This window comes from Citrobacter sp. Cpo090 (genome assembly GCF_030332665.1).
Classification (GTDB): domain Bacteria; phylum Pseudomonadota; class Gammaproteobacteria; order Enterobacterales; family Enterobacteriaceae; genus Citrobacter; species Citrobacter portucalensis.
The window spans coordinates 319,776-339,485 of the sequence record NZ_JAOWHK010000025.1; the positions used below are offsets into that span (position 1 = coordinate 319,776).

Consider the following 19,710-nt stretch of genomic DNA (forward strand, 5'->3'; position numbering starts at 1 on the left):
CGTGATGAATAAGTTCTTTTCAGGTCGATCTGATATGCCATTCGCCATGCTGCTGCTGGCGCCCAGCTTGCTGTTATTGGGCGGTTTAGTGGCGTGGCCGATGATATCTAACATCGAAATCAGCTTTATGCGTTTGCCGCTTAATCCGCAAATTGAGTCAACGTTTGTCGGGCTGAGCAACTATATCCGTATCTTATCCGATCCCGGATTCTGGCATTCGCTGTGGATGACGGTCTGGTATACCGCGCTGGTTGTGGCAGGGAGCACGGTACTGGGGCTGGGAGTGGCGATGTTTTTTAACCGTGAGTTTCGTCTGCGGAAAACGGCGCGCTCACTGGTCATCCTCTCTTACGTAACGCCATCAATTTCGCTGGTGTTTGCCTGGAAATACATGTTCAACAACGGCTACGGCATTGTGAACTACCTCGGCGTGGATCTGTTGCATCTCTACGATCAGGCGCCGCTGTGGTTCGACAATCCCGGTAGCAGCTTCGCGCTGGTCGTGTTGTTCGCTATCTGGCGCTACTTCCCGTATGCCTTTATCTCGTTTCTGGCGATTTTACAGACTATTGATAAATCGTTGTATGAGGCGGCAGAAATGGACGGCGCAAACGCCTGGCAACGGTTTCGGATCGTCACGCTGCCAGCGATTATGCCCGTGCTGGCGACTGTCGTCACGCTGCGTACGATTTGGATGTTCTACATGTTTGCCGATGTTTATCTACTGACTACGAAAGTCGATATTCTCGGGGTCTATCTCTATAAAACAGCGTTTGCATTTAACGACTTAGGCAAAGCGGCCGCGATTTCTGTCGTCCTCTTCGTCATCATTTTCGCTGTTATCCTGCTGACCAGAAAACGGGTGAACCTCAATGGCAACAAATAAGCGCACGCTTGGCCGCATTGGCTTTTACTGTGGATTAATTGTCTTCCTGGGCATCACGCTATTTCCATTTTTTGTGATGCTGATGACCTCATTTAAAAGCGCAAAAGAGGCGATCTCTCTGCATCCGACGCTGTTACCGCAGCAATGGACGCTGGAACATTACATCGACATCTTCAACCCGATGATTTTCCCGTTTGTTGACTACTTCCGTAATAGCCTGGTGGTATCGGTGACTTCTTCGGTGGTGGCGGTATTTCTGGGGGTGCTCGGGGCATATGCGCTTTCCCGCCTGCGTTTTAAGGGACGAATGACCATCAATGCCAGTTTTTACACGGTGTACATGTTTTCGGGGATCCTGCTGGTGGTGCCGTTATTCAAGATCATTACGGCACTCGGCATCTATGACACCGAAATGGCGTTGATTATCACCATGGTTACCCAGACGCTGCCGACCGCCGTGTTCATGCTGAAAAGCTACTTCGACACCATTCCGGATGAAATAGAAGAAGCCGCGATGATGGATGGCTTGAACCGTCTGCAGATCATCTTTCGCATAACCGTGCCGTTGGCGATGTCTGGTCTGGTTTCGGTCTTTGTGTACTGCTTTATGGTGGCGTGGAATGACTATCTGTTTGCCTCGATTTTCCTTTCCAGCGCCAGCAATTTTACCTTACCGGTCGGTCTGAACGCGCTGTTTAGTACGCCTGACTATATCTGGGGACGCATGATGGCTGCATCGTTAGTCACTGCATTGCCGGTTGTCATTATGTATGCGCTTTCCGAACGTTTTATTAAAAGTGGTTTGACCGCAGGCGGCGTGAAAGGCTAAGCGGCCAGTTTAATTAAGGAGTTGTAAATGAAGAAGTTAGTTGCCACAGAACCGCGTGTTGCGGCGCTGGTGGAATATGAAGACAGAGCGGTATCCGCCAATGAAGTGAAAGTTCGCGTTAAATTTGGCGCGCCAAAACATGGCACCGAAGTGGTCGATTTTCGCGCTGCCAGCCCGTTTATTGACGAAGATTTTAACGGTGAATGGCAAATGTTTATGCCGCGTCCGGAAGGGGCACCGCGCGGGATCGAATTCGGTAAATTCCAGCTTGGCAATATGGTGGTGGGCGATGTTATTGAGTGTGGCAGCGATGTGACCGAATACGCCGTTGGCGATTCAGTTTGTGGCTACGGTCCTCTGGCAGAAACGGTGATTTTTAATGCGGTGAACAACTATAAACTGCGCAAAATGCCGGAAGGGAGTTCGTGGAAAAATGCCGTGTGCTATGACCCGGCACAGTTCGCCATGAGCGGTGTGCGCGACGCCAATGTACGCGTCGGTGACTTTGTGGTCGTCGTGGGCTTAGGCGCAATTGGCCAGATTGCCGTGCAACTGGCTAAGAAAGCGGGAGCCTCAGTGGTCATTGGCGTGGATCCGATTGCCCATCGCTGCGATATCGCGCGTCGCCACGGCGCGGATTTCTGTCTGAATCCTATGGGCACCGATGTAGGAATGGAAATTAAGAAGCTGACCGGTAAGCAGGGTGCTGATGTGATCATCGAAACCAGCGGTTATGCGGATGCGTTGCAATCGGCGCTACGTGGTCTGGCCTATGGTGGAACTATTTCCTATGTCGCTTTCGCCAAACCTTTTGCAGAAGGGTTCAACCTTGGGCGTGAAGCGCACTTTAACAACGCCAAAATTGTCTTCTCCCGCGCCTGTAGTGAACCAAATCCAGATTATCCGCGCTGGAGCCGCAAGCGTATTGAGGAGACCTGTTGGGAACTGTTGATGAACGGTTACCTGAACTGTGAAGAACTTATTGATCCGGTAGTAACTTTTGCCAGCAGCCCGGAAAGCTATATGCAGTATGTCGACCGCCATCCGGAAAAGAGCATCAAAATGGGCGTGACGTTTTAATTAAGGAATGCAGAAAATGAAAATTGGAACACAGAACCAGGCTTTTTTTCCGGAAAATATTCTCGAGAAATTCCGTTACATCAAAGAGATGGGATTCGACGGTTTTGAGATTGACGGTAAATTGCTGGTCAACAATCTCGCGGAAGTAAAAGCGGCGATCGCAGAAACGGGTCTGCCCGTTACTACCGCTTGCGGCGGCTATGAAGGTTGGATCGGTGATTTTATCGAAGAGCGTCGTTTGAACGGTTTACAGCAGATTACCCGCATTCTCGAAGCGCTGGCCGAAGTCGGTGGGCAAGGCATCATTGTACCGGCTGCATGGGGCATGTTTACCTTCCGCTTACCGCCGATGACCTCTCCGCGTAGCCTGGAAGGCGATCGTAAAGCTATCAGCGATTCATTGATTTATCTTGATAAAGTTGCTGAACGTACGGGTACGGTGGTGTATCTGGAGCCGCTCAACCGCTATCAGGATCATATGATCAACACCCTGGCGGATGCCCGTCGCTATATCGTGGAAAACAACCTGAAGCATGTGCAAATCATTGGTGATTTTTACCACATGAATATCGAAGAAGACGATATGGCACAGGCGCTGCATGACAATCGCGACTTGCTGGGCCACATCCATATTGCGGATAACCATCGTTATCAGCCGGGAAGCGGTACGCTGGATTTCGCTGCGCTGTTTGACCAGTTACGTGAAGATAATTATCAGGGCTACGTTGTGTACGAAGGGCGCGTACGGGCAGAGAATCTGCCGGAAGCGTATCGCCAGTCACTGACCTGGCTGCGTACTTGCTAAGAGGATTTCCGTGAAAAGTGCACTGACAAGCGCGCCGTTACGTGTCGCCATTATTGGCGCCGGGCAGGTGGCGGATAAAGTTCATGCTTCGTACTACTGCACCCGCAACGATCTGGAACTGGTGGCTGTCTGCGACAGCCGCCTGTCACAGGCGCGGCTGTTTGCAGAAAAATACGGTAATCCACAAGTTTGGGACGATCCTCAAACGATGTTACGTGAGGCTAAGCCAGATATCGTCAGTATTTGCTCACCCAATCGTTTTCATTATGAACACACCATGTTGGCATTGAATGCTGGATGCCATGTGATGTGCGAGAAACCTCCGGCGATGACGCCAGAGGAGGCGCTGGAAATGAGTAAAACGGCGCGTCGGATGGGGAAAGTACTGGCTTATGATTTTCATCATCGTTTTGCGTTGGATACGCAACTGCTTCGCGAGCAGGTGATGAACGGTGTTCTGGGTGAAATCTATGTCACCAATGTCCGCGCTTTGCGCCGCTGCGGTGTGCCCGGTTGGGGGGTATTTACTAATAAAGAACTGCAAGGCGGCGGGCCGCTGATTGATCTCGGTATTCATATGCTGGATGCCGCCATGTATGTGCTGGGGTTTCCGGCGGTAAAGCGCGTTAACGCGCACAGCTATCAACGCATTGGCACGCGTAAAAACAGCGGCCAGTTTGGAAAATGGGATCCCACTGCATATACCGTGGAGGATTCTCTGTTCGGTACGATTGAATTTCAAAACGGCGGCATCTTGCGCCTGGAAACCTCTTTCGCGCTGAATATCCCGGAACAATCGATTATGAACGTTAATTTCTGCGGCGATTTGGCGGGGGCGACGTTATTCCCGGCCCAGGTTTATACCGACCGTGATGGAGCGCTTGACGTATTGCTTGCGCGCGAAATGGCTGATGACAATCGACATTATCGCAGCATGGAAGCCTTCGTGAACCATGTCCAGGGCGAGCCTGTCACTATTGCTGACGCAGAGCAGGGCGTCGTTATTCAACAACTGGTTGCCGCACTGTACCAATCGGCTGAAACAGGGACCTACGTAGACTTATGACGAAGCCAGTAATGTTAACTGAACCGGCTTTTTGCCTGCACAGTCTGAATAAATATGCGTCACTCATGACGACCGGCAACGGTTATATGGGGATTCGCGCCAGCCACGAGGAAGCCTACACCTTACAGACTCGTGGCATGTATCTGGCTGGGCTGTATCACCGTGCGGGTAAAGGCGAAATTAATGAACTGGTTAATCTACCCGATGTACTCGGAGTGGAGATCACGCTGAATGGCGAAATTTTCTCGCTAACCAGCGGCGTGATTGAAAGCTGGCGTCGCGAACTGGATTTTGCCAGCGGGGAATTGCGCCGTGCGCTTATCTGGCGTGCACCTGGCGGGGCGCGTTTCGCTATTGAGAGTCGGCGGTTTGTCTCGGCACAGAAGCTGCCGCTGTTTGCTATGGAAGTGGTCGTAACGCCACTGGATGCCGGTGCCAGCATTGGTATCTCAACCGGTATTGATGCCACGATCACCAATCATGGTCGTCAGCATCTGGATGAAACACAGATTAGAGTATTTGGTCAGCATCTTCTGCAGGGCATTTACACAACCCAGGACAATCGCAACGATATCGCGATCACCTCATATTGTGACGTCGACGGCGCAGCGCAGCGCTGCTTTACCGCGAAAGAGCGTCGGTTGTTACAACACAACAGCGTGCAGGCTCAAGCCGGGCAGCGCGTCACGCTGACGAAAATGAGCTGGGTTGACTGGGCGAGCGAACGTAATCTGTCGCTTGAGACCTGGGGACGCCAGTCGCTGCGTAACATTGAAGCATGTGCGCAACAGGGATATGACGCTCTGTTGGCTGAGTCGAGCGCCAACTGGCATGCCTGGTGGCAAACTCGTCGCGTTCAGGTTACCAGCACTGATACCAGCGATCAGCGCGCGCTGGACTATGCGCTCTATCATCTGCGTGTGATGACCCCAGACCATGATGAGCGCAGCAGTATTGCGGCCAAAGGTCTGACTGGCGAAGGGTATAAAGGCCACATCTTCTGGGATACTGAGGTCTTTTTGTTACCGTTTCACCTGTTTACCGAACCGAAAACCGCGAGAAGTCTATTGCGTTACCGCTGGCATAATTTGCCGGGAGCGCGTGAGAAAGCCCGCCGTAACGGTTGGCAGGGTGCGCTGTTCCCGTGGGAAAGCGCTCGCAGCGGTGATGAGGAAACACCTGAATTCGCGGCGATCAACATCCGTACCGGGCTGCGGCAAAAAGTGGCCTCCGCGCAGGCTGAACATCACCTCGTGGCAGATGTTGCCTGGGCGGTAATCAATTACTGGCATGCCACAGGGGATCTAAACTTCATGACCCGTGAGGGTATGACGCTGCTGCTGGAAACGGCGAAGTTCTGGATAAGCAGGGCTGTCATGGTCAACGATCGTTTAGAGATCCACGATGTGATTGGTCCGGATGAATACACTGAGCATGTGAACAACAATGCGTTCACCAACTACATGGCCTGGTACAACGTAGAGCAGGCGCTGGATTTTGCCCGTCGGTTGGGCTGTGGTGATGAAACGTTTATTCATCGCGCAGAGCATTTTTTACAGCATCTCTGGCGACCGGAAGTTCAGCCCGATGGCGTGCTTCCTCAGGATGATACCTTCCTGAACAAACCGGTTATCGATCTGTCGCAGTACAAAGCCAAAGCGGGCAAGCAGACCATTTTGCTCGATTACTCCCGTGCAGAAGTTAATGAGATGCAAATTCTCAAACAGGCCGATGTCGTGATGCTGACCTACATGCTGCCGGAGCAATTTAGCCCGCAAACCTGTCTGGCTAACCTGCGTTATTACGAGCCACGCACGATTCACGACTCCTCTTTGAGTAAGGCGATTCACGGGGTTGTGGCTGCGCGTTGCGGTGATACGGCTCAGGGATATCGGTTCTGGCGCGAAGGTTCGCTTATTGATCTCGGGGATGACCCGCACAGCTGCGATGATGGTATTCATGCGGCGGCAACGGGCGCAATCTGGCTGGGCGCTATCCAGGGATTTGCCGGAGTGAATGTTCGCCATGGGGAGTTACATCTTGACCCTGCATTACCGGAACATTGGCAAACACTGTCTTTCCCACTGCGCTGGCAGGGTTCCGCTATGCAGATAACTATCAACGCTGCCGAAATCCGTATTCGCAGTGCTGAGCAAATTATCCTTTGGATTAATGGTGAAAAAGTGTCCGTGCAGGGGGAGGCCGTAATCTGCTATGACGCCATTATTTCGCCCATTTATGGGACCGCTACCACAAAAAGGGGCGATGAATGATCCTGAAACCACAGGCCATCATTTTTGATTTAGATGGCGTGATTACCGACACTGCACATCTGCATTTTCTCGCCTGGCGGCAGATAGCCGGTGAAATAGGGATTGCGATTGACGAAGCATTTAATGACAGCCTGAAAGGGATTAGTCGCGGGGAATCGCTACAGCGTATTTTGCAATATGGCGGGAAAGCGGGGGAGTTTACACCTGAAGTTTGCGCACAATTGGCCGAGAGAAAAAACAGACTGTATGTCCATTCTTTGCGCCAGTTGACGGTGAACTCGGTACTGCCGGGAGTACGTGAGCTGCTGATGATGCTGCGGGAAGAGCGGATTCCGGTGGGGCTGGCTTCTGTGTCGCTCAATGCCCCTGCGATTTTACAGGCGCTGGATCTTAGCGCTTATTTTGATTTCTGTGCGGATGCCGCGTTAATTTCTCGCTCGAAACCGGATCCGGAGATTTTTCTGGCAGCCTGTGCGGGCCTTGGCGTTAACCCGCAACAGTGCATTGGCATAGAAGATGCGCAGGCGGGTATTGATGCGATCAACGCCTGCGGCATGCTCTCTGTTGGCATTGGTACGGGGCTGAACGGGGCAAGCCTGCAACTTCCATCAACCGAATTTCTGACGTGGCCGTGCTTATCGGCTCTCTGGCAACACGACAAGTAAAGGATTCAACATGGCACAGCTTTCGTTGCAACACATTCAAAAAATTTACGACAGTCAGGTACACGTCGTTAAAGACTTCAATCTGGAAATCGAAGACAAAGAGTTTATTGTTTTTGTTGGACCTTCCGGCTGCGGGAAGTCAACTACGTTGCGCATGATCGCCGGTCTGGAGGAGATCAGCGGTGGCGATCTGCTGATTGACGGTAAACGGATGAACGATGTGCCGGCGAAATCGCGCAACATTGCGATGGTTTTTCAGAACTACGCGTTGTACCCGCACATGACAGTCTATGACAACATGGCGTTTGGCCTGAAAATGCAGAAAATTGCCCCTGCCGTGATTGAGGAGCGTGTCAACTGGGCGGCGCAAATCCTTGGCCTGCGCGATTATCTGCAACGTAAACCAGGTGCGTTATCCGGTGGTCAGCGTCAACGTGTGGCACTGGGGCGTGCGATTGTTCGTGAGGCAGGGGTCTTCCTGATGGATGAACCCTTATCGAACCTCGATGCCAAACTTCGCGTACAGATGCGGGCAGAAATCAGCAAGCTGCATCAGAAACTCAATACCACCATGATATATGTTACCCACGATCAAACCGAAGCCATGACGATGGCGACGCGTATCGTGATTATGAAGGATGGCATTGTTCAGCAGGTTGGTGCGCCGAAAACAGTTTATAACCACCCAGCAAATATGTTTGTCGCAGGATTTATTGGCTCACCGGCCATGAACTTTATTCGTGGCGCGATTGACGGTGATAAGTTTGTTACTGAAACGCTGAAATTAACGATTCCAGAAAATAAATTAGCACAATTAAAAGCACAGGGTTATGAACATCAGGCGGTCACGCTGGGAATTCGACCTGAAGATATACACCCGCAGCTTAATAATGAAAATAGTGTATCGGCAAAAATTAGCGTTGCAGAATTAACTGGCGCTGAATTTATGCTTTATACCATTGTTGGGGGGCATGAGTTAGTGGTCCGTGCTGGGGCAGTGAATGATTATCACGCAGGAGAAAATATCACTATTCATTTTGATATGGCGAAATGCCATTTCTTTGATGCTGAAACTGAAGTGGCTATTCAATAAAATTCTGGGGGGATAATAATCCCCCACGCCTTGGGGCATTTTTGCGAGTATTTTAACAAGGAATAATAATGAAAACCCTACTGTCCGCTACTGCGCTGATTATGAGCGCAGGAATGGCCTGCGCGCAGGCTGCTGAAAAGAATGACTGGCACTTTAATATCGGTGCTATGTACGAGATAGAAAACGTTGAGGGTCAGGGCGAAGATATGGATGGACTGGCTGAGCCGTCCGTCTATTTTAATGCGTCCAATGGACCGTGGAAAATATCGCTGGCCTATTACCAGGAAGGGCCGGTTGATTACAGCGAGGGTAAGCGCGGTACGTGGTTTGACCGCCCTGAACTGGAAGTCCGCTATCAATTCCTCGAAAGCGAGAATGTTAATTTCGGCATGACAGGTGGCTTCCGTAATTACGGTTATCACTATGTCAATGAACCCGGAAAAGACACAGCTAATATGCAGCGCTGGAAAGTGCAGCCAGATTGGGATGTTAAACTTACCGATGACCTGCGCTTTAGCGGCTGGTTTGCGATGTATCAATTCGTTAATGATTTGAGCACCACCGGCTATTCTGATAGCCGCGTCGAAAGTGAGAGCGGGTTGAATTATACGTTTAACGAAACAGTAGGGTTAACGGTCAACTATTACCTTGAACGCGGCTTTAATCTGGCAGATTCGCGTAATAATGGTGAGTTCTCAACCCAGGAAATTCGTGCTTATTTGCCTCTGTCCTTCGGTAATACAACCCTGACGCCGTATACCCGCCTGGGGCTTGATCGCTGGTCAAACTGGGACTGGCAGGATGATCCTGAACGCGAAGGCCATGATTTCAATCGTCTCGGTTTACTGTATGCGTATGATTTCCAGAACGGTTTATCAATGTCTCTGGAGTATGCTTATGAGTGGGAAGATCATGACGAAGGTGAAAGCGACAGGTTCCATTATGCAGGTATCGGTGTGAATTACGCATTCTAAAATGCACTGGGGCATTGTTATGCCCCAGTTTTTATACCAGTGAGTCGGCTAACGATATTTGCGTGCTCACCGTGATATTCTGTAATCCTTTCTCACCGGCAATCAGGTTAAATAATAAATTACAGCTTTGTTCGCCGAGTTGCTGGGTTGGGACATCAATGCCTCCCGGCACGGGCGTCAGCATAAATGACAATAGTTCATTACTGTAGCCTACAACGGCAAGTTGTTTTGGGATGGCAATATTTTTCTCGGCCGCCACGCGATATAAGCTCATTAACTTTAAGCTGTCTGTCGCAAATACGGCATCGGGTAGCGACTGCTGGCTCAGTAATTTTCGAGAAGCGAGTAGGGCGGTTTCATGAGTATACCCGCCGTCAATAACCCACTCATCGCGCATTTTAATGTTATGTGCCTGAAGGCTGGCTTTATAACCGTTAACGCGATCGATAGAAACATGAACGTCAAGCGGTGCATGCAAACAGGCTATATTACGGTGGCCACTCTCAATCAGCGCATTTGTCAGCGTAATACTGTCGTGATAATTATCGGTGTCTACAGAATAGACATTGGCGTAGTTACCTTCAACCTTCCCAATAACCACAACCGGTACGTTGTATTTATCCAGACTTGCAAAAAATGATTCATCAGCGGGAGAGCTCAGCATAATGATCCCTTTGATCAACTTCTGCTTAATTTTGCTCTCACATTTTTGTAAATCATCTTCGGTGCTTCGCGACGTCTGCAATATGACATCAAAACCGACTTCTTCTGCCTTAGAAGTAATTGCATGCAACACTTCAGAGAAAAATGGATTACCGGCAGTTGTTTTTGCAGAACGGGTAGATATCACCATTATTGCATCAAACCCGGAAGAGGTCAGCGCGCGGGCAAGTTTATTAGGTTGATACTGTAACTCATCAATTGCGCGCAGCACCTTTTCAAGCGCTTCCGGCGAGATGTTGGTTTGCTTATTAAGCACGCGCGATACCGTGGATTTTGATACGCCAGCGGCTCGTGCAATATCATAAATGGTAGGAGACATAGATCCCAAGCTCCGTCCGAGAGTCAATGGCGGACATATTATGGAGTTAATTGACGAATGACAACAATCTCGAAATGCGGTTAGAAAAATCAAAAGGCTAACTGCAGCATGGGTAACCTGAGGAACAATCGTCCGCGCCTGCAGACGGTGATAATGCGGTCGCAATATTTTCTTAAGAACAGGCGTATAGTGTGGTGGTTAAATCCAACAATCAGTCGGGAAGATATCATGTTGAAAAAAGGCGTATTAGCGTTGGCACTGGTCATCGGCATGCCGGTTTATGCAGCCGAACACTGGATTGATGTTCGCATTCCGGAACAGTACCAACAGCAGCACATTCAGGGGGCCGTCAACATTCCGTTGAAAGAGATGAAAACGCGTATCGCGGCTGAAGTTCCTGATAAGAACGACACCGTGAAGCTGTACTGCAACTCCGGGCGTCAATCGGGGCAGGCGAAGGATATGTTGACTGAAATGGGTTACACGCAGGTGACCAACGAAGGTGGCATCAATCAGATAGCGCTTCCTAAAGTAGAGAATAAATAAACCGCCCGCATTCATTCTGCTACAGGCGGTAAGAATAATGCCGCCTGATACCGCTCAGGTAGTTGATAAGTAAGAATTGGCCCCTATCTTTACTTCCTGTTTGTTATAATTTCTTCGGTTCCTTCAGCAAAACGGGATGGCGATGAAGCGACTTAAAAATGAACTCAATTCGCTGGTTAATCGCGGCGTAGACCGGCATTTACGCCTGGCTGTCACCGGACTTAGCCGCAGCGGTAAGACGGCGTTTATCACCGCGATGGTAAACCAGTTACTCAATATTCATGCCGGTGCGCGCTTGCCGTTGCTCAGTTGCGTGCGCGAAGAGCGACTGCTTGGCGTGAAACGGGTTCCTCAACGCGATTTTGGCATTCCGCGCTTTACCTATGATGAGGGACTGGCACAGCTGTACGGTTCTCCGCCGACCTGGCCGACTCCTACGCGCGGCGTGAGTGAAATACGCCTGGCGCTGCGCTACAAATCCAATGACTCGTTACTGCGCCACTTTAAAGACACCTCCACGCTGTATCTGGAAATCGTCGATTATCCGGGGGAGTGGCTGCTCGACTTACCGATGCTTGCCCAGGACTATCTGAGCTGGTCGCGGCAAATGACCGGATTATTGCAGGGGCAGCGGGGCGAATGGTCGGCAAAATGGCGGCAGTTATGCCAGGGGCTGGATCCGTTGGCGCCTGCTGATGAAAACCGCCTGGCGGAAATTGCTGCCGCCTGGACGGAGTATCTGCATCTGTGTAAACAGCAGGGGTTACATTTTATTCAACCGGGCCGTTTTGTCCTGCCTGGGGATATGGCGGGCGCGCCTGCGCTGCAATTCTTCCCGTGGCCGGACGTTGATGCTTATGGTGAATCAAAGCTGGCGCAGGCAGACAAACACACCAACGCGGGCATGTTGCGGGATAGGTTCAATTACTACTGCGAAAAGGTCGTCAAAGGGTTTTATAAGAACCACTTCCTGCGCTTTGACCGCCAGATTGTGTTGGTCGATTGCCTGCAGCCGCTCAACAGCGGGCCACAGGCGTTCAACGACATGCGCCTGGCGCTTACCCAGTTGATGCAAAGCTTCCATTACGGGCAGCGTACGCTGTTTCGTCGGCTATTTTCTCCGGTGATCGACAAACTGCTGTTTGCCGCCACCAAAGCCGACCACGTCACGGTCGATCAGCACGCCAATATGGTGTCGCTTTTGCAGCAGTTGATCCAGGATGCCTGGCAAAACGCTGCGTTCGAAGGTATCAGCATGGATTGTCTGGGGCTGGCATCGGTGCAGGCAACCACCAGCGGCTTGATCGATGTGAAAGGTGAAAAGATCCCGGCGCTGCGTGGTAATCGTCTGAGCGATGGCGAACCGCTGACAGTCTATCCGGGGGAAGTGCCCGCGCGTTTACCTGGGCAGGCATTTTGGGACAGCCAGGGCTTTCAGTTTGAGGCGTTTCGCCCGCAGGTTATGGATGTCGATAAACCCTTACCGCATATCCGCCTTGATGCCGCGCTGGAGTTTTTAATAGGAGATAAATTGCGATGAGCGAGCCGTTAAAACCGCGTATCGATTTCTCAGGTCCGCTGGATGTGGAACAAAACACGGCGTTTAAAGCGCAACAGATGTTCAATGAGACCGAGGCGCAGACTTTTTCTCCGGCGAAAGTGGATGAACCACTGGAAGACGAAGGTCAGGCGGAGGCCGTCATTGATGCGGCCTTACGCCCCAAACGCAGTCTGTGGCGTAAGATGGTGATGGGTGGTCTGGCGCTGTTTGGCGTGAGCGTTGTCGCTCAGGGCGTGCAGTGGACCATGAATGCCTGGCAGACTCAGGACTGGGTCGCGCTGGGAGGATGTGCCGCAGGCGCATTGATTATCGGCGCAGGTGTTGGATCGGTGGCGACCGAGTGGCGCAGATTGTGGCGATTGCGTCAGCGCGCGCACGAACGTGATGAAGCGCGAGATCTACTCCATAGTCATGGCACCGGAAAAGGTCGTGCATTTTGTGAAAAGCTGGCACAGCAGGCGGGTATCGATCAGTCGCATCCGGCATTGCAGCGCTGGTATGCCTCAATTCATGAAACACAGAACGATCGCGAAGTGGTCAGCCTGTACGCCCATCTGGTGCAGCCAGTGCTGGATGCGCAAGCCCGGCGTGAGATTAGCCGTTCAGCGGCAGAGTCCACGCTGATGATTGCCGTCAGCCCGCTGGCGCTGGTGGATATGGCGTTTATCGCCTGGCGCAATCTACGCCTGATTAATCGCATTGCATCGCTGTATGGTATCGAGCTGGGTTATTACAGCCGCCTGCGCCTGTTCCGTCTGGTGCTGTTGAATATCGCTTTTGCCGGGGCCAGTGAGCTGGTGCGGGAAGTAGGGATGGACTGGATGTCGCAGGATTTAGCCGCCCGCTTATCAACGCGTGCCGCACAGGGCATTGGCGCGGGGTTATTAACGGCGCGCCTGGGCATTAAAGCTATGGAACTTTGCCGACCGCTGCCGTGGATCGATGATGATAAGCCACGACTGGGCGATTTCCGCCGCCAACTGATTGGTCAGGTGAAAGAAACCTTACAAAAGAACAAATCTCCACGCGAAAGTTAGCTATAAAACAGGCGCCGATCGTATAACTTTACGCCCCGGCGCCCAATTTTCCAGCGCGCTGTCAATATTTGTTGACAGAGTTCTTCCTGCAAACCAAATACTGTCTTATCATTTAACACATAATCCCTTGTCCAGGTGAAGGTTCCTATGCGTTTGGAAGTCTTTTGTGAAGACCGTCTTGGTCTGACCCGCGAACTGCTCGATTTACTGGTGCTGAGAAGCATTGATTTACGCGGTATCGAGATTGACCCCATCGGGCGAATTTACCTTAATTTTGCGGAGCTGGAGTTCACCAACTTCAGCAGTCTGATGGCTGAAATCCGCCGTATTGCAGGGGTTACGGATGTGCGTACCGTACCCTGGATGCCTTCCGAACGTGAACATCTGGCGCTGAGTGCGCTGCTTGAAGCGTTGCCAGAACCGGTCCTTTCTCTGGATATGAAAAGCAAAGTCGAGATGGCGAACCCTGCGAGCTGTCAGCTTTTTGCGCATACTTTGGATCGGATGCGCAACCATACCGCGGCCCAGTTAATCAATGGGTTTAACTTCCAGCGCTGGCTGGAAAGCAATCCGCAGGATTCCCATAGCGAACATGTCGTGATTAACGGACAGAATTTCCTGATGGAAATTACGCCTGTCCATTTACAGGGCGAAAATCAGGAGCAGATGCTGACCGGTGCGGTGGTGATGTTGCGCTCCACCATCCGAATGGGACGTCAGCTGCAAAACATGACTACGCAGGATCTCAGCGCGTTTAGCCAGATTATTGCCGTCAGCGCCAAAATGAAACACGTGGTGGAACAGGCGCGTAAGCTGGCGACGCTGAGCGCGCCGCTGCTGATTACTGGTAATACCGGCACCGGCAAAGATCTCTTTGCTCATGCCTGCCACCTGGCAAGTCCGCGCGCGTCGAAACCGTATCTGGCGCTAAACTGTGCGTCAATTCCTGAAGATGCGGTTGAAAGCGAGCTGTTTGGTCACGCAGGCGAAGGTAAAAAAGGGTTCTTTGAGCAGGCGAACGGCGGCTCGGTATTGTTGGATGAGATTGGCGAAATGTCGCCGAGCATGCAGACCAAATTACTGCGTTTTCTCAATGACGGCACGTTCCGTCGTGTGGGGGAAGATCACGAAGTTCATGTTGATGTGCGCGTGATTTGCGCCACGCAAAAAAACCTTGTGGAGCTGGTGCAGAAAGGACTTTTCCGTGAAGACCTCTATTATCGTCTGAATGTACTAACGCTAAACCTACCGCCGCTGCGCGATTGCCCACAAGATATTATGCCGCTTACCGAACTGTTTGTTGCGCGTTTTGCCGACGAGCAGGGCGTGCCGCGTCCGAAACTGTCCGCCGATCTCAGCACGGTACTAACTCGTTACGGTTGGCCGGGCAACGTGCGTCAGCTTAAAAATGCTATCTACCGGGCGCTGACCCAGCTAGAAGGCTATGAGCTGCGGCCGCAGGATATTTTGCTGCCGGATTACGATGCGGCAACGGTTGCGGTCGGAGAAGAGGTGATGGAAGGGTCGCTGGATGAAATTACCAGCCGCTTTGAACGTTCCGTGCTGACGCAGCTGTATATGAATTATCCCAGCACGCGCAAGCTGGCCAAGCGTCTGGGTGTTTCGCACACTGCGATTGCCAATAAATTACGCGAGTACGGCCTGAGCCAACAGAAAAAAAGCGAAGAGTAATGCCGTAAATGAAAATGCCTCCATGCGGAGGCATTTTTGTATGCAGACGCAGCTTACGCTTTCAGTACGTCCAGCGCAGCAGTGTAGTCTGGTTCGTTGGTGATTTCATTGACCAGTTGGCTGAAGACGACGTTGTCATTTTCATCGATAACAACCACGGCACGTGCGGCCAGACCTTTCAGCGGGCCTTCAGCGATTTCAACACCGTAGTTTTTCAGGAATTCTGCGTTACGCAGGGTGGACAGCGTGATAACGTTGCTCAGACCTTCCGCGCCGCAAAAACGAGAGTGGGCGAATGGCAGGTCGGCCGAAATACACAGTACGACGGTATTGTCGATTTCTGTCGCCAGTTGGTTAAACTTACGTACCGATGCCGCGCAAACGCCAGTATCGATGCTTGGGAAAATATTCAGCACTTTGCGCTTGCCTGCAAACTGGCCCAGCGTAACGTCAGACAGGTCTTTAGCCACAAGGGTAAAAGCCTGAGCTTTGCTTCCAGCCTGAGGAATGGAGCCGGCAACTGCAACCGGGTTGCCCTGGAAATGAACGGTTTGTGACATGGTTATCTTCCTGTTTACATATAGTTAACGTCGAGGCTAGTTTATGCCATCAACAGTTAACACGGCAAACGCTATTTGCGGATATCCGCTTCAGGGACTGCATTAAGGAAAACAAATGAGAACAGTTAAGGTATATGAGGAAGCCTGGCCGCTGCACACTCCCTTTGTCATAGCCCGTGGGAGCAGGACCGAAGCGCATGTGGTTGTCGTCGAATTGACAGAAAACGGCGTCACCGGTATTGGCGAGTGCACACCGTACCCGCGCTACGGTGAAAGCGATGCCTCTGTGCTGGCGCAAATTATGAGCATCGCGCCACAACTGGAAAACGGACTAACACGGGAAGAGCTGCAAAAGCTGCTGCCAGCGGGAGCTGCGCGTAATGCCGTGGACTGCGCGTTGTGGGATTTAAGTGCGCGTCAACAGCAGAAGTCGCTGGCGGAATTGGCGGGAAGTGAGCTGGCAGAAGTGGTGACGACGGCGCAAACCGTGGTGATTGGCTCACCGGAACAAATGGCCGCGAGCGCGGCTGCGCTGTGGGAAAATGGCGCGAAACTGCTGAAAGTTAAACTGGATGCTCGCTTGATTAGTGAGCGGATGATTGCCATTCGTGCGGCTGTTCCTGACGCCACGATTATTGTCGACGCCAATGAATCCTGGCGGGCAGAAGGCCTTGCGGCACGCTGTCAGCTGCTGGCTGATTTAGGGGTGGCGATGCTGGAGCAGCCGCTGCCGGCGCAAGACGATGCCGCGCTGGAGAATTTTGTGCATCCGCTGCCGATCTGCGCGGATGAAAGCTGTCATACCCGCAGCAGCCTGAAAGCGCTGCACGGACGCTATGAAATGGTCAATATCAAACTGGACAAAACAGGCGGTCTGACGGAAGCACTGGCGCTGGCAACGGAAGCCCGCGAGCAGGGATTTGCGCTGATGCTGGGCTGCATGCTGTGTACCTCCCGGGCGATCGGTGCGGCGTTACCGCTTACGCCGCAGGTTAACTTTGCCGATCTTGATGGCCCGACCTGGCTTGCCAGCGATGCGGAGCCAGCCCTGCATTTTACGACCGGGCAGCTCCATCTTTAGGGTGCCAGCGCAGGAGATTGGACATGGCCAGCAGGTATTTTTCGCTCGCTTCATCCGATGAAATGGGCGGAAATTCGGCGGTTATGCAGTGTAAATTTAGGTCTGCGCACCAGCTACCAAAAGAGCCGGGCGTTTCATAACCTACGCTGGTGACCAGAGGCAATTCAAACGACTGTGCCAGCCACGCGCCCAGTTCGCTGCTTCTGGGATCTTCAATACAGGCCAGTGGATCGTGGAAAGAGACTACCCAGGCGGGATGAATTCGGTGAATAAGCTGACACAACGCCTGGGTTTCTGGTTCCGAGCCCGGACTTTCGCCAGTCAACAACACCACATCACGCTCTTCTGCGCTACTGTTCCAGCGATACACCGTTTCGCCCGCTTTCCAGTTTGCGGCGGGAAAATTACGGTTCAGATCGACGCCGTTCGCATTTGCGCGCAGCCCAAGCTGGCAACCGTCAGGGTTTACGGCCAGCACCACATGGTGGCGACGCAGGGAAGGGTTAAGCGTACGCAATGCGCAGGAAAGGGTAACGACCGAGGAGTTTTCGTCGCCGTGCGTTCCCGCCAGTATCAGACCGCTTTCACGATCGGCTGCCAGTGCGGGAAACCAGATTAACGGCGCGCCTAACAATGAACGTCCGTAATGTTCGGTTCCAGGTGGGAATGCGCCGCGCTCGGCACGGGGACGGGTTACGGTCATAGTCATCTCTGAATGCTTGGATTGTTACTCGCAGTGTTGTGCAAAATGTATGGATAATCAAATCGTTTTCACACACTTATCTTTTCAGGTGTAATATCACTTTCTTGTCGGAAGTTAATTGCATTTCCTGCTGGCGATACAAATAATTACACATTCACTTAGTAGCCGGAATTGAGGGTATCTTATGCAGCATTCTGTTTCAGTAACCTGTTGTGCGTTGTTGGTTAGCAGCATTTCTTTATCCTGGGCTGCTGATGTTCCCAGCGGAACGGTACTGGCAGAGAAACAAGAACTGGTGCGTCATATAAAAGACGAACCGGCGTCGCTTGATCCGGCAAAAGCCGTCGGGCTGCCTGAAATTCAGGTAATTCGTGATTTATTTGAAGGGCTGGTCAACCAGAATGAGAAGGGTGAGATCGTGCCTGGCGTCGCTACCCAGTGGAAGAGTAACGATAACCGCATCTGGACGTTTACGCTGCGCAACAATGCGCGATGGGCGGATGGTACGCCGGTAACGGCGCAGGATTTTGTCTATAGCTGGCAGCGTCTGGTTGATCCAAAAACGCTGTCGCCGTTTGCCTGGTTTGCTGCGCTGGCGGGTATTAATAATGCTCAGGCTATTATCGATGGCAAAGCCACACCTGATAAACTTGGCGTTAGTGCTGTCGATGCACGGACATTGAAAGTTCAACTGGATAAACCGCTGCCCTGGTTTGCCAATCTGACGGCGAGTTTTGCATTCTATCCGGTACAAAAAGCCAACGTTGAGAGCGGCAAAGAGTGGACCAAACCAGGCAACCTGATTGGTAACGGCGCCTATGTGCTCAAAGATCGCGTCGTCAACGAAAAACTGGAAGTGGTGCCGAACACGCATTATTGGGACAACGCCAAAACAGTGCTGCAAAAAGTCACCTTCCTGCCGATCAACCAGGAATCAGCTGCGACCAAGCGCTATCTTGCTGGTGATATCGATATTACCGAGTCCTTCCCGAAAAATATGTACCAGAAACTGTTGAAGGATATCCCGGGTCAGGTTTACACCCCGCCGCAGCTTGGTACTTATTATTATGCCTTCAATACCCAGAAGGGACCGACTGCCGACTCACGCGTGCGCCTGGCACTCAGCATGACTATCGATCGTCGTCTGATGGCGGAGAAAGTTTTGGGTACCGGTGAGAAACCTGCATGGCATTTTACGCCGGATGTAACGGCAGGATTTGTGCCGGAACCTTCACCGTTTGAGCAAATGAGTCAGGAAGAGCTAAACGCGCAGGCGAAAACGCTGCTACGTGCGGCGGGCTATGGCCCGCAGAAACCGCTTAAACTGACGCTGCTGTACAACACCTCAGAAAATCATCAGAAGATTGCTATCGCAGTGGCTTCTATGTGGAAGAAGAACCTCGGTGTTGACGTAAAACTGCAGAACCAGGAATGGAAAACTTATATCGACAGCCGTAATACCGGTAATTTTGATGTGATCCGCGCCTCATGGGTGGGTGACTACAATGAGCCTTCTACGTTCTTGTCGCTATTAACATCGACCCATACGGGCAATATCTCCCGCTTTAATGATCCGGCGTACGACAAAGTGTTGACCCAGGCAACTCTGGAGAATACGGAGAAAGCGCGCAATGCCGATTATAACGCCGCGGAGAAAATTCTGATGGAACAGGCACCTATTGCGCCGATTTATCAGTATACCAACGGGCGTTTAATTAAACCGTGGCTGAAAGGTTATCCGATTACTAACCCTGAAGATGTGGCCTATAGCCGCACAATGTATATCGTTAAGCACTAACAGAAATAATGGCTGGTGT

At 51.8% G+C, this 19,710-nt stretch carries 18 protein-coding genes; 15 read left to right on the plus strand and 3 right to left on the minus strand.

Going from position 1 to position 19,710, the window contains the following annotated elements:
• Positions 1 to 4 precede the first annotated feature (4 nt).
• From OGY83_RS04105 to OGY83_RS04145, 9 genes are all read left to right on the plus strand, one after another.
• Positions 5 to 886 (plus strand): carbohydrate ABC transporter permease, encoded by an 882-nt coding sequence (locus OGY83_RS04105; RefSeq protein WP_003840754.1) that lies wholly within the window; start codon positions 5 to 7, stop codon positions 884 to 886.
• Complete coding sequence (locus OGY83_RS04110; protein ID WP_003020474.1) at positions 873 to 1,715, plus strand: carbohydrate ABC transporter permease; 843 nt, start codon at positions 873 to 875, stop codon at positions 1,713 to 1,715. Before OGY83_RS04105 ends, OGY83_RS04110 begins: the two co-directional genes overlap by 14 nt.
• A 27-nt stretch (positions 1,716 to 1,742) precedes the next feature.
• Positions 1,743 to 2,795, plus strand: a complete 1,053-nt coding sequence (gene ycjQ, locus OGY83_RS04115) for a D-guloside 3-dehydrogenase (protein WP_103770728.1) — start codon at positions 1,743 to 1,745, stop codon at positions 2,793 to 2,795.
• A 16-nt stretch (positions 2,796 to 2,811) separates the two neighbouring features.
• Positions 2,812 to 3,600 (plus strand): 3-dehydro-D-guloside 4-epimerase, encoded by a 789-nt coding sequence (gene ycjR, locus OGY83_RS04120; RefSeq protein ID WP_286635323.1) that lies wholly within the window; start codon positions 2,812 to 2,814, stop codon positions 3,598 to 3,600.
• A gap of 10 nt (positions 3,601 to 3,610) precedes the next feature.
• On the plus strand, positions 3,611 to 4,666 hold the full coding sequence (gene ycjS, locus OGY83_RS04125) for a D-glucoside 3-dehydrogenase (RefSeq protein WP_286635324.1): 1,056 nt from the start codon (positions 3,611 to 3,613) through the stop codon (positions 4,664 to 4,666).
• Positions 4,663 to 6,939: a glycoside hydrolase family 65 protein gene (locus OGY83_RS04130; protein ID WP_286635325.1), complete on the plus strand. Its 2,277-nt coding sequence runs from the start codon at positions 4,663 to 4,665 to the stop codon at positions 6,937 to 6,939. The genes ycjS and OGY83_RS04130 overlap by 4 nt, the downstream gene beginning before the upstream one ends.
• 2 nt (positions 6,940 to 6,941) lie before the next feature.
• Entirely contained in the window at positions 6,942 to 7,604 is a 663-nt protein-coding gene (gene pgmB, locus OGY83_RS04135; RefSeq protein ID WP_286635901.1) for a beta-phosphoglucomutase, read from the plus strand.
• A 10-nt stretch (positions 7,605 to 7,614) separates the two neighbouring features.
• Entirely contained in the window at positions 7,615 to 8,697 is a 1,083-nt protein-coding gene (locus OGY83_RS04140; protein WP_194210858.1) for an ABC transporter ATP-binding protein, read from the plus strand.
• A 68-nt stretch (positions 8,698 to 8,765) separates the two neighbouring features.
• Positions 8,766 to 9,671: an OmpG family monomeric porin gene (locus OGY83_RS04145; RefSeq protein WP_191235302.1), complete on the plus strand. Its 906-nt coding sequence runs from the start codon at positions 8,766 to 8,768 to the stop codon at positions 9,669 to 9,671.
• A gap of 31 nt (positions 9,672 to 9,702) precedes the next feature.
• On the opposite strand, the gene OGY83_RS04150 is transcribed toward OGY83_RS04145, so the two are convergent.
• Positions 9,703 to 10,713 carry a LacI family DNA-binding transcriptional regulator gene (locus OGY83_RS04150; protein WP_286635902.1) on the minus strand — a complete coding sequence of 337 codons (1,011 nt, stop codon included), beginning with the start codon at positions 10,711 to 10,713 and terminating at the stop codon, positions 9,703 to 9,705.
• Positions 10,714 to 10,941: 228 nt separating this feature from the next.
• On the opposite strand from OGY83_RS04150, the gene pspE reads away from it, so the two are divergent.
• The 4 genes from pspE to tyrR all read left to right on the plus strand — a co-directional run bounded on the left by pspE (position 10,942) and on the right by tyrR (position 15,549).
• Positions 10,942 to 11,259: a thiosulfate sulfurtransferase PspE gene (pspE, locus tag OGY83_RS04155; protein WP_079937359.1), complete on the plus strand. Its 318-nt coding sequence runs from the start codon at positions 10,942 to 10,944 to the stop codon at positions 11,257 to 11,259.
• 142 nt (positions 11,260 to 11,401) lie between these two features.
• Positions 11,402 to 12,799: a YcjX family GTP-binding protein gene (locus OGY83_RS04160; RefSeq protein WP_123267773.1), complete on the plus strand. Its 1,398-nt coding sequence runs from the start codon at positions 11,402 to 11,404 to the stop codon at positions 12,797 to 12,799.
• Entirely contained in the window at positions 12,796 to 13,857 is a 1,062-nt protein-coding gene (locus OGY83_RS04165; protein WP_032943592.1) for a YcjF family protein, read from the plus strand. Before OGY83_RS04160 ends, OGY83_RS04165 begins: the two co-directional genes overlap by 4 nt.
• Before the next feature lie 147 nt (positions 13,858 to 14,004).
• Entirely contained in the window at positions 14,005 to 15,549 is a 1,545-nt protein-coding gene (tyrR, locus tag OGY83_RS04170; protein WP_079937358.1) for a transcriptional regulator TyrR, read from the plus strand.
• Positions 15,550 to 15,602: 53 nt separating this feature from the next.
• Here tyrR and tpx read toward each other — a convergent pair whose 3' ends face one another.
• Positions 15,603 to 16,109 carry a thiol peroxidase gene (gene tpx, locus OGY83_RS04175; protein ID WP_003020437.1) on the minus strand — a complete coding sequence of 169 codons (507 nt, stop codon included), beginning with the start codon at positions 16,107 to 16,109 and terminating at the stop codon, positions 15,603 to 15,605.
• A 115-nt stretch (positions 16,110 to 16,224) separates the two neighbouring features.
• On the opposite strand from tpx, the gene ycjG reads away from it, so the two are divergent.
• Entirely contained in the window at positions 16,225 to 17,190 is a 966-nt protein-coding gene (gene ycjG, locus OGY83_RS04180; RefSeq protein ID WP_286635326.1) for an L-Ala-D/L-Glu epimerase, read from the plus strand.
• Here ycjG and mpaA read toward each other — a convergent pair.
• A complete protein-coding gene (mpaA, locus tag OGY83_RS04185) occupies positions 17,165 to 17,893 on the minus strand; it encodes a murein tripeptide amidase MpaA (protein ID WP_123267280.1) in 729 nt (242 codons plus the stop codon). The genes ycjG and mpaA overlap by 26 nt on opposite strands.
• Before the next feature lie 184 nt (positions 17,894 to 18,077).
• Here mpaA and mppA point away from each other — a divergent pair, with 184 nt between their 5' ends.
• Positions 18,078 to 19,691: a murein tripeptide ABC transporter substrate-binding protein MppA gene (gene mppA / locus OGY83_RS04190; RefSeq protein ID WP_286635327.1), complete on the plus strand. Its 1,614-nt coding sequence runs from the start codon at positions 18,078 to 18,080 to the stop codon at positions 19,689 to 19,691.
• The last annotated feature ends 19 nt before the right edge of the window (positions 19,692 to 19,710 follow it).